The 14,427-nt window shown below is 56.2% G+C and carries 14 protein-coding genes; 6 read left to right on the top strand and 8 right to left on the bottom strand.

All coding sequences use genetic code 11. The features are described from left to right. The first annotated feature begins 41 nt into the window (after positions 1-41). From WA922_RS07295 to WA922_RS07270, 6 genes are all read left to right on the top strand, one after another. Positions 42-1,046, top strand: coding sequence for a cobalamin B12-binding domain-containing protein (locus WA922_RS07295; protein ID WP_424771035.1), 1,005 nt, complete (start codon positions 42-44; stop codon positions 1,044-1,046). A 15-nt stretch (positions 1,047-1,061) separates the two neighbouring features. Then, the gene (ppsR, locus tag WA922_RS07290) at positions 1,062-2,474 is read left to right on the top strand and encodes a transcriptional regulator PpsR (protein WP_424771034.1); all 1,413 of its coding nucleotides are present in this window, start codon (positions 1,062-1,064) and stop codon (positions 2,472-2,474) included. A gap of 79 nt (positions 2,475-2,553) precedes the next feature. After that, complete coding sequence (gene chlG / locus WA922_RS07285) at positions 2,554-3,456, top strand: chlorophyll synthase ChlG (protein ID WP_424771033.1); 903 nt, start codon at positions 2,554-2,556, stop codon at positions 3,454-3,456. Further along, on the top strand, positions 3,453-4,790 hold the full coding sequence (locus tag WA922_RS07280; RefSeq protein WP_424771032.1) for a BCD family MFS transporter: 1,338 nt from the start codon (positions 3,453-3,455) through the stop codon (positions 4,788-4,790). The genes chlG and WA922_RS07280 overlap by 4 nt, the downstream gene beginning before the upstream one ends. Next, the gene (locus tag WA922_RS07275) at positions 4,787-6,019 is read left to right on the top strand and encodes a geranylgeranyl diphosphate reductase (RefSeq protein WP_424771031.1); all 1,233 of its coding nucleotides are present in this window, start codon (positions 4,787-4,789) and stop codon (positions 6,017-6,019) included. The genes WA922_RS07280 and WA922_RS07275 overlap by 4 nt, the downstream gene beginning before the upstream one ends. Next, entirely contained in the window at positions 6,016-6,498 is a 483-nt protein-coding gene (locus tag WA922_RS07270) for a TspO/MBR family protein (RefSeq protein ID WP_424771030.1), read from the top strand. The genes WA922_RS07275 and WA922_RS07270 overlap by 4 nt, the downstream gene beginning before the upstream one ends. Positions 6,499-7,019: 521 nt before the next feature. Here WA922_RS07270 and pufM read toward each other — a convergent pair. The 8 genes from pufM to bchC all read right to left on the bottom strand — a co-directional run bounded on the left by pufM (position 7,020) and on the right by bchC (position 14,391). Next, positions 7,020-7,949 carry a photosynthetic reaction center subunit M gene (gene pufM, locus WA922_RS07265; protein WP_424771029.1) on the bottom strand — a complete coding sequence of 310 codons (930 nt, stop codon included), beginning with the start codon at positions 7,947-7,949 and terminating at the stop codon, positions 7,020-7,022. A 13-nt stretch (positions 7,950-7,962) separates the two neighbouring features. Beyond that, on the bottom strand, positions 7,963-8,787 hold the full coding sequence (gene pufL, locus WA922_RS07260; protein ID WP_424771028.1) for a photosynthetic reaction center subunit L: 825 nt from the start codon (positions 8,785-8,787) through the stop codon (positions 7,963-7,965). A 117-nt stretch (positions 8,788-8,904) separates the two neighbouring features. Beyond that, the gene (gene pufA, locus WA922_RS07255; protein ID WP_424771027.1) at positions 8,905-9,090 is read right to left on the bottom strand and encodes a light-harvesting antenna LH1, alpha subunit; all 186 of its coding nucleotides are present in this window, start codon (positions 9,088-9,090) and stop codon (positions 8,905-8,907) included. Between the two features lie 10 nt (positions 9,091-9,100). Next, positions 9,101-9,331 (bottom strand): light-harvesting antenna LH1, beta subunit, encoded by a 231-nt coding sequence (gene pufB, locus WA922_RS07250; protein WP_424771026.1) that lies wholly within the window; start codon positions 9,329-9,331, stop codon positions 9,101-9,103. 127 nt (positions 9,332-9,458) lie between these two features. Further along, positions 9,459-10,907 (bottom strand): chlorophyllide a reductase subunit Z, encoded by a 1,449-nt coding sequence (gene bchZ, locus WA922_RS07245; RefSeq protein WP_424771025.1) that lies wholly within the window; start codon positions 10,905-10,907, stop codon positions 9,459-9,461. Next, positions 10,904-12,472: a chlorophyllide a reductase subunit Y gene (gene bchY / locus WA922_RS07240; RefSeq protein ID WP_424771024.1), complete on the bottom strand. Its 1,569-nt coding sequence runs from the start codon at positions 12,470-12,472 to the stop codon at positions 10,904-10,906. Before bchY ends, bchZ begins: the two co-directional genes overlap by 4 nt. A 3-nt stretch (positions 12,473-12,475) precedes the next feature. Then, positions 12,476-13,459, bottom strand: coding sequence for a chlorophyllide a reductase iron protein subunit X (locus WA922_RS07235; protein ID WP_424771023.1), 984 nt, complete (start codon positions 13,457-13,459; stop codon positions 12,476-12,478). Further along, the gene (gene bchC, locus WA922_RS07230; RefSeq protein WP_424771022.1) at positions 13,456-14,391 is read right to left on the bottom strand and encodes a chlorophyll synthesis pathway protein BchC; all 936 of its coding nucleotides are present in this window, start codon (positions 14,389-14,391) and stop codon (positions 13,456-13,458) included. The genes WA922_RS07235 and bchC overlap by 4 nt, the downstream gene beginning before the upstream one ends. Positions 14,392-14,427: the final 36 nt, after the last annotated feature.

Below are 14,427 nucleotides of genomic sequence, written 5' to 3'. Positions count from 1 at the left end.
GTTATGTTACGCCGAACAGACTTCGTTGGGAGAGTCTGACTATGGCCACGAATTTCGGAATGTCGGAACTTCGATCCAAATTTCACAACTGGCGCACCGGGCGCAAAGATGGCGTGCGCGGTACGGAATACCTGGCGGATGTCGATCTGACGGCTGGCCTTAAATCATCCTCCAGCCTCCAACCGCCCAACAGCCATGCGGAGCCGCACATCTGCAGTATCGTCGAGGATTCGCAAGGCGCGTTCGATCTGTCGGTTCTACTTGAGAATCTAGTCATCCCGAAATTAATGGCAGACCGGGATAATCCGGCCAATCGGGTCAGCGAGCGTGGTCTAGCCGAAACTGTCGGCACAAATCGCAAACGTCCGATCACCGTTGACGATGTCGAAACGTTCACGTCGATGACGACCTGTTCCGAAGCGAGTACACTGCTTGATTTCGTCGACAATTGCCTCGCCACTGGCAGCTCGGTCGAGGCCATATATATCGACCTGCTGGCGCCCGCTGCCCGGCGGCTTGGCGAATATTGGGAAAAGGATACCGGCGATTTCGTTGACGTTACTATGGGCCTATGGCGCATACAGGAAATTCTTCGGGAATTGGCCTTGCGGGTACCTCCGCCCATCAGTTCGGGCATCCCGCAACGCTCTGCGCTATTTTCGACCATGCCAGGTGAACAGCATAGTCTGGGTACGCTGATGGTGGCCGAATGCTTCCAGCGTGCCGGATGGGATACCGACGTTTTAATGGAGCCTACCCAGTCCGAACTCACCGGGAAATTTGCCAACCGGCATTATGACATGATCGGATTGACCCTGAGCAATGATTGCCCTAGCGGCGTCCTTAGCGATTTGATCCACACGATCAGGTCAGTTTCCAGCAATCCAGGAATTTGTGTCATGATCGGCGGACGTTTCGTCAACGAAAATCCGCATATAGCTGACGAGTGCGGCGCCGATGGAACCGCTGCGGATGCGCAAAACGCGGTACTTATGGCGAATGAATTTGTCGCAGCCAAAGCGGCCTCGTCTGCTCTTCTGGCATAGGCTGGACCTGGCACGATGGACATTCATACAACCGGCAGCGAGCGGATCGCGTTTAGCGATAGCGAAACGATGTTTGCCGGTTTTACGACGCAGGACTTTATTGAGCTGGCATATTGCGCGGGCGATTTCATGCTCGCAATTGACGAGAGCAATATTATTCGTGATGTCGCCATCAACGGCAAAGACTATCAACTTGCCAATCAGTGGATCGGGAAAAAATGGGCTGAGACGGTCACGGTCGAAAGCGTGGCCAAGATCGAGCAGATGCTTGCTGAAGGCGAAAATCGCAACACTGCGTGGCGGCAGGTCAACCATCGCAGTGATGGTGATGACATCCCGATACAATACCGGGCAATAAAGCCAAAAAACGGCTCGTGGACGATTGCGGTCGGGCGCGATTTGCGGGCGATATCGATGCTTCAGCAGAAATTGCTAAAAACCCAGCAATCGATGGAACGCGATTATCTTAATTTGCGCCAGACCGAAACGCGCTACCGTCTGCTGTTTGATAATATTTCCTATCCGGTCATGATTGTCGATGCGGCAAATCTGCAGCTCCAGCAGGCAAATCGCTCTTTGCACGGCCTGATGAAGGCCGTTCCCGGCAGTCTTGACGGAACAAAATTGACGCAATTGGTTCATGCAGATTCGCGTGACCGGCTGCTCGCCCATATTGGTGCCGCCTCGGTCAGCAATAGTTTCGAGCCGGTTGAAGTGCGGCTTGCCCGGCAGGATGTTTCCGTACGCTTGGCGATGTCGGCTTTCCGCCAATCGGGAAAGCAGTTTTGGCTGATCAATCTCGATGATGGCGAACATAACATTCCCAGCAATCCGTCGGACCGGTATATCCTGGATGCGGTCGAGAAAATGCCCGATGCTTTCGTCTTGACCAACGATAATCAGGAAATCGTCGTCGCCAATCGCGCCTTTGCCGAACTGGTTCAGGCGGGTTCGTTGGAGCAATTGATTGGCGTATCGCTGAACCGATTTATCGGCCGGCCCAATATTGATCTGAACCTGCTGCGCAAGCAGTTGAAAGATTACCAGAACGTCCGCAATTTCAGTTCTGTCGTCAATGATCTGGGCGGGAGCGAGGAGCCGGTCGAGATCTCAGCGATCATGATCGAACGCGACGAGCCGTTATTTGGCTATTCAGTCCGGACCATTGGACGCCGCGAACGCGATTTGCCAAACGCCAACACAGAATTGCGTTCGGTTGATCAACTGACGGAGCTGGTCGGGCGCAAGACGTTGAAAGAAATTGTCCGGGAAAGTACCGATTTGATCGAGCGGATGTGCATTGAAGCCGCCTTGATCCACACGTCTGACAACCGCGCGTCGGCTGCTGAAATTCTGGGGCTGAGCCGCCAGAGTCTCTATTCAAAATTACATCGCCACGGTCTTGGGAATTTGCCTGAAAAAGACTGATTGCCAACAAGGCTTCAACTGGACATTTTAACTGTCCAAAAAGTTTGACACACCGCGTTATCAGGCATAGCATCGCGTGATGTCAGACTCGACTTTATCCCATCCTTCGATCCGCATTCCGGCGCTGAGGGATATCGCCGAACTGACCAAACCTGTCACATGGTTCCCGCCAATGTGGGCCTTCATGTGCGGTGTGGTGTCTTCCGGAGCGTCGCTTACCCAGAACTGGGCATTTTTGCTGGCGGGCATTGTGCTGACCGGGCCGATCGTGTGCGGAACCAGCCAGGTTATCAATGACTGGTGTGACCGCCATGTTGATGCCATCAATGAACCGCGCCGGCCCATCCCTTCTGGGCGTATACCGGGCCGTTGGGGCGTTTGGATTGCACTGACTGGCACCGCTATCTCGCTTGTCGTTGGCGCCATGCTGGGGGTGTGGGTGTTTCTGGCAACCTGCGTCGCCTTGTTCTTTGGCTGGGCTTACAGCGCGCACCCTTTGCGGCTCAAGCGCAATGGCTGGTGGGGTCCGGCAGCATGCGCGTTAAGCTATGAAGGCCTTTCATGGTTTACCGGCGCAGCGGTTATGCTGGACGCCATGCCCAACACCAATATCATCGCTGTGCTGCTGCTTTACAGCCTCGGCGCGCATGGCATTATGACACTTAACGATTTTAAGGCTGTCAAAGGCGATGCGGCCACGGGGCTGAGATCGCTGCCGGTGATCCTTGGCGTGCGCGGGGCGGCGCTGACCGCGTGCGCGGTGATGGCGCTGTCACAAATCGCGGTGATTGCGCTGCTGATTATACAGCAATTCGCCATGTCCGCAGCGATCGTATCATTATTGCTGGCCGCACAACTGGCGTGCATGGTCCGGCTTGTCCGCGATCCGTGCAGCTATGCACCGTGGTATAACGCCACAGGTGTCTTGCTATACGTCCTGGGCATGCTCGCTGCCGCATTGGGCCTTGGGGGATATATATGACATCGCACGTTTCTTCCGGTTCTGAACCGCTTGGCATCGGCTGGTTCGGCATTATCCGGCTGGGCAGTGTCCAGGCCGGTATTGGCGCGATGGTGATGCTCGCCACATCTTTGCTCAACCGGGTTATGGTGGTGGAATATTCTGTGGCTGCGGCCATCCCGGCGGCACTGGTGGCGTGGCATTACGCCGTTCAGATTACGCGCCCCTTATGGGGCCACACATCAGATCAATCACGGCGCAGGACACCGTGGATAGTCTGCGGGATGAGCCTGTTGGCTTTCGGTTCCGTACTCGCGGTCGACGCGACGATTATGATCGCTGCATCGGGTTTCTGGGGCACCGTTCTGGCGATTGTCAGCTTTACAATGATCGGTTTCGGTGTCGGGATGTCAGGCACGGCGTTGCTTGCACTGCTGGCATCACGCGTCTGTGCTGACCGTAAACCGGCCGCCGCTGCGATCAGTTGGACAATGATGATTGCCGGTATCGTAATTGCGGCCGGGCTGTCGGGCGCATTTCTTGATCCATTTGGCGAAGCGAGGCTCGCCATAGTGTGCAGTATTGTCGTTCTTGTCGCGTTCTGCATTGCTATGGCGGGCTTGTACGATCTTGAAGCGACGACGCAGCCAGCAGCCGTGCCCATTGCGAAGGCGGAGGCGCAAAGTTTCCAAGATGCTCTTCGCGAAATCTGGCAGGACAAGGAAGCCCGCCGGTTCACTTTTTTCGTGTTCGTGTCGATGCTCGCATATTCGATGCAGGATCTGATTATGGAACCCTTTGCAGGTTTCCTTTTTGCAATGACGCCGGGCGAATCCACCCAATTATCGAGTCTACAGCATAGCGGCATTCTTGCCGGGATGCCGATCGCTGGTGCCGGGGGCAGCCTGTACAGCAAACGCTACGGTCAAGATCTGAAATTATGGATCGTGATCGGATGCCTTGGTTCAGCGATTATGCTGGGCGGTTTGTCCGCCGGCGCGACGCGCGGGGGCGACTGGCCGCTGACGGCCAATGTGTTTGGATTGGGCGTTTCCAACGGCATTTTTGCAGTAGCCGCAGTGGGGGCAATGCTTGGCCTGGCCAGTAACGGTAAAACATCCGGCGAAGGTGCACGAATGGGTGTGTGGGGCGCATCACAGGCCATTGCATTTGGACTGGGCGGGCTGACAGGCGCCGTCCTGGTGGACCAGTTGCGCGCTTTTACCGGGCAAGATGCAGCCGCTTTCCAGGTCGTCTTTTTGATGGAGGCACTGTTGTTCCTCGCCGCAGCTATGGTCGCAACCGGCACCACTTTGATCCGCCCGGCCGGCAAGGAAGAGAGTATGGCATTATGACAGTGCAGACGCGTATACCGGCAGAACTACCGGCGCAGGGCGCTGCGGATTATGATGTGGTCGTCGTTGGTGGAGGCCCGTCGGGCGCAACCGCTGCCCACGACCTTGTCATGCAGGGCCACAAAGTCATGCTGCTCGACAAGGCGGGGCGGATTAAACCCTGCGGCGGTGCCGTGCCCCCTCGCCTGCTGAAGGATTTCGATATTCCCCAATCGCTGCTGGTGGCGCATGCCAATTCAGCACGGATCATCGCGCCGTCTAACAAAACCGTAAATATGCCGTGCGGTGACGGATATGTCGGCATGGTCGACCGTGACGTTTTCGATGAATGGTTGCGCAATCGCGCTGAAGAAAACGGCGTAACCCGAATGACCGGGTCATGCGAAGACGTGCTCAATCGCGCCGATGGCATGGCCGTAATCAGCTACCGCGCGGACCGGCATGGCAAACTCACCACAGTAACGGCGCGCTGTGTCATCGGCGCGGACGGGGCACGCTCGCGCGTTGCGCAGCAGTGCATTCCCAATGGGCAGAACGTGAAATGCGTTTTCGCCTATCATGAGATCGTCAAGGTTCCACACAATGTCGATGCGGACTATCAACCCGACCGGTGCGACGTGTATTATCAGGGGCATTTATCGCCAGATTTCTACGCCTGGGTATTTCCGCATGGCAAAACAGCCAGCATCGGCCTTGGCAGTGCGAATAAGGGCTTCCCTCTGCGCGAAACGACGCGGTTGATGCGTGAACAGACCGGTTTTTCGAAATGGGAAACCGTGCGCAAGGAAGGCGCACCCATACCGTTGAAACCGCTTAAACGGTGGGATAACGGCAAAAACGTATTGGTCGCAGGCGATGCCGCTGGCGTGGTTGCACCATCATCTGGCGAAGGCATTTACTATGCAATGGCCGCTGGCCGAATGAGCGCCAACGCGGTTGACGAGTTCCTCTCCACGGGCAATCCCAACGCACTGAAAGGTGCCCGCAAAGCCTTTATGAAAGCGCATGGCCGCGTATTCTGGATTTTGGGAGTCATGCAATATTTCTGGTACAGCAGCGACAAGCGCCGCGAACGCTTTGTCCAAATGTGCGATGATCCCGATGTCCAACGCTTGACCTGGGACGCTTATATGAACAAGGAACTGGTCAAACGGGAACCCAAAGCCCATCTGAAGATATTCTTCAAAGATCTGGCCCACTTATTTGGATTGAAACCTGTAAATATATGAACCGGGCATCCCTTTTTCCGATTGCGATTGCCGCCATACTGGCGCTCGCTACCGCGGCGGTTGGCGGTACCATCACTGTATTGGATGAATGGTATTATGCCCTTCAGCAACCAAGCTGGGCACCGCCTGGCTATATGTTTGGAGTGATCTGGACTTGTGTTTTTGCGCTGATCGCGGTTGCTGGGTTCTTTGGCTGGGAAAAAGCGCCCACACGCCGTGATGCAGAAATCATGCTGGGTATGTTTGCCTTAAACGGTTTTCTCAATCTTGCTTGGAGCTTTCTATTCTTCCGCATGCAGCGCCCCGATTGGGCGTTTTATGAACTGATAATGCTGTGGTTATCGATTGCTGTATTGATGCTGTTTTGCGGGCGTTTCTCCAGGATTTCATCGTTGCTATTGCTGCCCTATCTGATTTGGGTGACCATCGCCGGGACGCTAAATTATCAAGTTGTTCAGCTCAACGGGCCGTTTGGCTGAGCGCGGACCGGTGGAGGAGTTCTTCACCAGCGGCCGCGCGGTTGATGTCGTTTTTGCAGTATTGTTAGCGGAAGCTGTCTGGCTGAAAATACGGCGCTGCAAGTGGGCCGATATAGTGGCGGCGCTCCTTCCCGCCATATTGATGATGATTGCTTTGCGGTCCGCCCTCACTGGCTTGTCCTGGCCGTATATTGCGTTCCCTTTGGCGGCAGCGTTCCCCGTTCATCTTTATGACCTCTCGCGGCGCGGAATGGCTCCGTGGCGAGCACCGCAGCGCCGGTAGAGCAGCGCCGAACAGCCCGCCCAATGTTATGCATCTTTCATTCTATGCACGGCGGATAGATTGGCCCTGCCAGATGAATGAAATCCATGGCGATCACCGCAGCGATTGTTGTTTTCAGGAAACGCGCGTCGTGCGGGCAGCCACCAGAGCTTTCATCGCAAGGGCAAATCCCACCAAGGCTGCAAGCAAAAAAGCCCGGCCATTTGACCGGGCTTTTGTTGCAAGCCGCAGCGCGGCGTCAATATTCCGGCGCGTAATGGTGTTCAATTGCCCAAAGGTACCAATTGTCGACCACTGTCCCGGTCAGCAAAATACCGATGCCGCCGGTGAACGTACACAACACGGCGAACCACCATGCCCAACGGTGGATCGATTCCATCGTCGCATTGAACCCCATAGTCCAGCGCCAGAACAACGCCGCGCGTTCTGATGCTGTGCCCCGGTCGGTAATCTGCTCAAGCTCGCGTTCACCGCCATATCGCCCCACGGCAAGAATTGTCGCGCCGTGCATCGCAAACAGCAGAGCCGAGCCATACAGAAAGACGATCGAAAGGGCGTGGAACGGATTGTAGAACAGATTTCCGTAAAGCAGCGAGAAATTGTTCGTCCATTCGAGGTGAGAGAAGATACCGAACGGCACCGCCTCTGACCAGGAGCCCATAAAAAACGGGCGAATGAAACCAAGCACCAGATAGAGCCAGATCGCGCTGGCAAAAGCCCAGGCGACATGCGTGCCCATACCCAGCGCGATAGCGCGGCGATAGGTCCGCACCCACCATAATAGGATTGACGTTGTCAGGAAAAACCCCGCCAAAATCCACCAGCCGCCTTCATTCAACGGGACGAATGGCGAAAAGCCGTATTCCGGCCCTGGCGGGTCGAGCGACAGCCAGAAGAATTGACGCATGAACTCGATCGGATTCCAGTCAACCGATGCCAGCATATTAAGACCGATAATCTCAATCGCGAGAAATCCGAACAATATCGAGGCAAGCCCCAGCCAGCCAAGATAAATTGGCCCAATCTGCGCCTGACCGAATGTTCCCATCAGATAGCTGAACGTGGCCGACCGTGTCCGCTCACCCTGCTCCAGATCGGAAAGCGGTATGCCCATTTCGGGCGCATGTGCGAGCTGCACCTGCGTGAATATGTTTTGATAGCGTGCCATTATCTATTTCCCCTCACGACCAGATCGGCATGTTGCGCCACCATTCCCACCATTCGGGCCAGCCTTCGGCCCATAATGGTCCGGCGATAAAGATGCACACGGCGCTCCAAAATCCTGCATTCAGCGCAAGAAACAGGCCGAGCCGGTGAATGCCGATGGTGCCGACGGAATAGCCGATGAAGTCACGGAAAAACGTATCTTCATATTCAGGCGTTTTAACCGTTTCGCCCTTGCGTGGGTTCACGGCCGACAGGATCAAGGCCCCGTGCAACGCCAATGCAAATGTGGTCACAAAGAAGAATGTAACCGCGATCATATGCGCTGGATTGTAATGAAAATTAACATAGGCATAGCCGGTATTGGACACCCAATCCAAGTGACTGAATATGCCATAAGGAAATGCGTGCCCCCAGGCACCCATTGCTAGCGGGCGGAATACCACCAGCGTGAGATAGGCAAAAATTGCCACGCCGAAAGCGACGGGAACATGGTATCCCATGCCCAGCTTGCGGCAGATCTCTACTTCTCGCAGTGCCCAAGAGATAAAGGCGATGGTCGCGCAGATCGTGATGATCTGCCAAAACCCGCCTTCATTCAGCGGGGCAAAGCCAAGACCATAGGAAATATCCGGCGGATTGATGGAGATTAGCCAGGGGTTCCATGTGGTCCCTTGCGAAGCCGCATAGAATATCAGTGCTGTCCCGAGTATCGCCGAAATTGCGGTGACCACTCCAAAGAACCCGACGTAAAACGGCCCGATCCAAAAATCGAACAGGTCGCCGCCAATCAAAGTGCCACCTCTGACCCGGTATTTTCTCTCGAAACTCAATAGCGACATGGTATTCCCCCTGCGCGCTCATTCTCGTCACCCGGAATAGGGTGCGCTCGTAAAAGTAGTGATCGGCCTGGTGGGAGGTGCGGCGACGAAACACCGCACCTTCCTATGGGGCCAGGATCAAGTTAGGCGTTCTGTCTGTTCAATCGCGACTGCTGCAACCTCAGCTGCGCCAGGGCCTTCAATCCAGTTGAAGCGATCAGTGCTCAACAAAATGAAGTGAATCAGCAGCGCAAGTACGAACAGGAAGATCGCCAGTGCGACCAGCGTCCGGCGCGGATCAAATATTAACCAAATTCTCCACATAGTCTCTCTCCTATCCCAATAGCGGCATCAGCGTGGCCTGTGCCATGCGGATACCATCATCCAAAGCGGCGTAGCCGTTCACACCCGGGAACCAGGGGCGCCACATCCACACCAATACGTGCGCGATGATCGCGACAATTGTGAAGCCAATGAAGCTCATCATAAAAATCTTATGGAACTCCTTGGCCTCTTCTGGGGTCAGATATGCCCCGGGACCGAAGCGGTCGTTATCTTCACTCATACTTCCATCTCCAAGTTAGCCCCATGCAAGCCGCCTGGGGCGTCTCCCACGAGTATTGCCCATGCGGCGGAGTATGCCGCGCAGGATGCAGATGCCCGGCAGGTGCCAGACACGTTTCTTGGGGCGATCATGCGTTCGCCCCTTTTAACAGGGTCGCTGCCAAACGGTCGGCAGTGACACGGCTTTCGCCCGCAAAGCGCGCATCGCGCTCTGCCGCATCGCGCAAGTTTTTGGCCGCGGATATTCGTACCAGAACCGGCTGAGCCTCGACGATTGCGTCCAACTTGTCTTTTGCGGCTATGTCCCATTCGATCGGCGCATCGATTTTGGTCGGCGTCGCCGTATCGCCAGCGTCCATCTGGGTGGATAGCGGCAGGATATGGAACAGCGCATCAAACAGCGCATTGCATACTTCCTGCACCAGATAGGTCGCTCCGGAGTATCCCATGTAAGGCGTACCGGTATGGCGGCGGATGGCTGCGCCGGGGAATGATGCCGGAATATATATTCCCCGGCTTCCTGCCTCCGCCATGTACAGCCGTTCATTATAGCTGCCGAACATCACCATCGGCGGGTTATCGAAAATCGCCTCACGGACCGCCTGATTATCCGGCTTCACACCGGCGCTGCGGTTGAATGAGAATGAACAGGGCAAACCCATGTCATTTTCAAGAAAATTGCGTATGCCGCGGGCATAGGTCTCGTTAGCGACAATGCCGAAATTGGCAGTGCCGAAGAAATCCTGCGTAACTGACCGCCACAAATCCCAAAGCGGCTTAATGGTGGTGTGCTTTTCTTTGGTAATGAACGGCTCTGGATCAAGGCCAGTCAATGCCCCCAATTGGCGCAGAAATTTGGTGGTGGAATCGAGCCCGACGGGCGCCTGCAGATATGGCCGTTCCAGTTTCTCGCACAGATTACGGCCAAATTCGCGGTACATGCACACATTGACCGATGCATTGGCCAGCTGGCGGATATCGGCAAGATGGCTCCCCAACGGGAACTCCATATTCACCTCAGCGCCAATACCCTCGATCAACCGGCGAATTTCCGCCACATCAGACGGCATGTTGAACATCCCGTAGGACGGTCCGATAATATTGACTTTAGGCTTTTCACCGTCTGCCAAAACCTTCGGCCCCGGCATTTTTTTAGGGCCGAATTCGGTCCATAGCCAGGTCAATGCGCGGTCTTCCGATTCCCACTGGTCTTCATCGATAGTCCGAGGCAGGAAACGCTTGATATTCGTGCCTTCCGGGGTCACTCCGCCGCCGATCATCTCGGCTATCGAACCGGTCACAACAACCGCAGGCATATCCGGATCGAGCGCATTCCAGGCACGGCGCATTGCGCCTTCCGTGCCCGTTTTGCCCAGCTCCTCCTCGCCAAGGCCAGTCACAACAATCGGCAATTCATGGGGCGGCAAACCGTCAGTATAGTGCAGCACCGATGTAACCGGCAGATTTTCACACCCAACCGGCCCATCAATAATGACTTGCAAGCCCTTAATCGCAGTAAAGGCGTAGACAGCGCCCCAATAACCGCCGGCCCGGTCATGATCGAGGATCAAAGTCATGAGCCCACCGCCTCTGCCGCTTTGGCAGCCATCGCATTTTGCGCGGCGTATTTCTTCTTGAACTTTGGCCGGTCGACCGGTGTCTCGTTCCAGATACCGCTCGTATACCCCTCGCCGACACCTTCAAAAAATTCGCTCATCCGGTCAAAACGGGCTTTATTGGCCATTGCCGCATTGACGACTTGTGCAAGGCTTCCAGCACCGGCCGGGCCCATCAAGGGACGCGCCGAGATAAGATTGGTGAAATACAGCGCCGGAATGGCTTTGGCTTTGGCATGCTGGACTACCGGTGTGGTGCCGATTGACAGATCGGGTCCGAACTCGTCCACCGCCGCAATATCCTCTTCCAAGCTGGCGCGGTAATTGACGCGCACGCCCTTGGCTTCCAGCCAGTCGCGGTCTGGATCGGACCATTTGGTTCGCGGGCAGGCGGTGCCAACATAGGGAACATCAGCGCCGCTTTCGATCAGCAGGCGAGCAACCAGCAATTCCGACCCTTCATAGCCCGAAACGGTGATCCGTCCCTTAATCGGTTTGGCCAGCAAAGCGCCATCAATGGCAGGGAGCATGGCATTTTGCGCAGCGGCAATATGCTCTGCGCTTGCGCCGGTAGCTTCGCCAATCGCTCTTAGCCACGCAGCCGTTCCATCGCGCCCGACCGGCGCAGAGCCAACCACGGTACGGCCAGCCGCTTCAAACTCACGGATGCTGGCAGTATAAAAAGGATGGATGGCCGCAATCACCGCCCCATCAAGCGCGGTGTAAAGCTCGCGCCATTCGCGTGTCGGAACAACCGGGCCAGCCGCCAGACCCAGCGGCGCCAGCATTTGACCAATACCGACCGGATCAGCGGGGAACATCTCACCCAGCAGCGTGACCGAAGGCTTGTCATTGCGTCGTTCAGGAGAGGCAACCGGGCCTTGCTCGGCTTCTTCGCGGGCATATTTCAGCATCGCGCCAGCAAGCACATCTTTCGCTTCGGCATGTGTCGGAATACCGAAACCAGGCACATCAATACCGACAATTCGCACGCCATTGATGGCATCGGGCAGCAGGCGCAGCGGAACGCCGCTGGCGGTGGGAACGCACAGATTGGTGACCACAATCGTATCGTATTTTTCAGGGTCCGCCATCTGCTCGACAGCGTCCTTGATGTCTTCAAACAGCTTGCCGGTCACCAGCGTTTCGGAACTGAATGGGACATATCCAACGCTGCGGCGGGCGCCATAGAAATGCGAGGTAAACGTGAGACCGTACACGCAGCAAGCAGAGCCTGACAGGATGGTTGCAGTGCGGCGCATACGAAGGCCCACGCGGAGAGACCCGAACGCTGGACACATGCTTTGCGGCTGGTCATGCGGGCCGACGGGATAATCTTTCTCATACTGGTCGAGAATGTCGCTTTTGCCAGCCTTCTTCGCGGCTTCACGCATGGTGCCTGCGCCGCCGTGACAGCCTGAGCCTTCTGTAACCGGCGCAGCGCCGACGCCTTCGGCCGGAGCGAGATCGATCCGGTCCGGGGAGCGTTTGGGCGTTCTGGCAGCAGGGGCGAAAGCGTCAGTCATCCATCAAACCTCGTCATACACGACTTCGAGGGAGGGTTTTTCTTCGTAGGTTCCGCCGCGCATATCGGCCTGCGTAGCCGGCACGAGCTGAACATTGCCGCCAGTTTCTTCGGGCGTGAACAAACCAAGCAAACCGTCTTGCTCCAGCGGCCTGGGCTGCTGTGGAGGCGCTTCTGCGACATTGATCGCCAGCTCCTCAAACAGGCTGGCCCATTCGCCGCCGGGCGTGCCAATGATCTGGTAATTGGCAGATTTCCGGCGAATATCTTCATTGGCAGGAATGGCTGTCAGAACAGGAATATCGACAGCATCGGCGAACGCCTTGGCCTCACCTGTGCCGTCATCCTTGTTGATGATCATACCGGCGACACCGACATTGCCGCCCATTTTGCGAAAATATTCAACCGCTTTGCAAACATTGTTTGCGACATAGAGCGATTGCATGTCGTTCGAACCGACGACGATCACTTTCTGGCACATATCGCGCGCGATTGGCAGGCCGAAGCCGCCGCACACAACGTCGCCGAGGAAATCAAGCAGGACGTAATCAAAGCCCCATTCGTGGAAACCCAGCTTTTCGAGCAATTCGAAACCGTGAATAATTCCCCGGCCACCGCAACCGCGCCCGACTTCGGGGCCGCCAAGTTCCATCGCAAACACACCGTCGCGCTGGAAGCAGACGTCTTCGATAGTCACTTCCTCGCCAGCCAGCTTCTTGGCTGAAGATGTTTCGATAATGGTTGGGCAGCTTTTGCCGCCAAACAGCAGGCTGGTGGTGTCCGATTTCGGATCGCAGCCGATCAGCAATACACGCTTGCCCTGCTGGGCCATCATATAGCTGAGATTGGACAGAGCGAAACTTTTGCCCGAACCGCCTTTGCCGTAAATCGCGATCACTTGCGTTTCGGACTTCACCTCACCTGTATGGACAGGGGCGGGCTCCTGAGCTGCTTCCTGGCGAAGCGTTTCGATATCCAGTACACTCATGCGACGTCTCTCCAATCGAGTACCATTTTTAGGCAATCGGCATCTTCAAAGGCGGTGGGATATGCGGTGGCCGCATCATTGGCTGGCGCCACATTCGTAATCAGGCCCGACAGATCGAGCGCGCCGGTTTCAATCAGCGCATTGATTGAGGCAAGATCATCAGGCTGCCATTCTGCGGCGATCCGCAAACGCGCCTCGCGCTGGAATGCTGGCGCGAATGCAAAGCTGATCGGCTGGTTATAGAAACCTGCCAGAACCAGTTCGCCGCCCTTGGCCAGGCGGGCAATCAAGCTCTCGATTGAACCGGCATCACCGCTGACATCATAAATATTGGCGTAATCGCGGCGATCATCATCATCGGGATGAATGACCGAATAACCCTGCGCCCCGACCCGGCGGCTGGCATTCGTATCCCATACGACCGGCGGTTTGGCGCCTGCTGCAACCGTCAGGCGGGCCATCAAACGCCCCAGCACACCGTGGCCGACAATCAGTTCTGGCGAGTCGCCATGCGCAATCGCGTGGAGCGCCGTTGCGGCAAGCGCATACAGGATACCGTCTTGCCCCAGACTTTCTGAAACCGGCAATGTCCGTACCGATGGAAGAATGACGGTTTTGGCAGAGCCGCCAAACAGACCGCGCGCATCACGGTAACAATTGGCGCCAGGTACAAATACCCATTCGCCAATCCGGCTGCTGGCTTGAGGCCCGGCAGCGACAATCCGCCCGACCGACTCGTAGCCGGGAACCAGAGGATAGCCCATCCCGGGGAAACTGGGCATTTTGCCGGTCCAAAGCAATTTCTCGGTCCCGGTACTGATGCCGCTCCAATGGATATCAACCCGCACATCCGCCGCTTCCATAGCGTTGAGCGCGGTTTCCCGCATCGCCAACCGCCCCGGTGCGTCAAGTATGATGGCCGGTGTCTGCAAAATATCCCTTCCGAGTCTCGCGAAGTGAAGACCCTT

The organism is Pontixanthobacter sp., from assembly GCF_049682855.1.
Classification (GTDB): Bacteria; Pseudomonadota; Alphaproteobacteria; order Sphingomonadales; family Sphingomonadaceae; genus Pontixanthobacter.
This window is presented reverse-complemented; position numbering and strand designations above follow the sequence as displayed.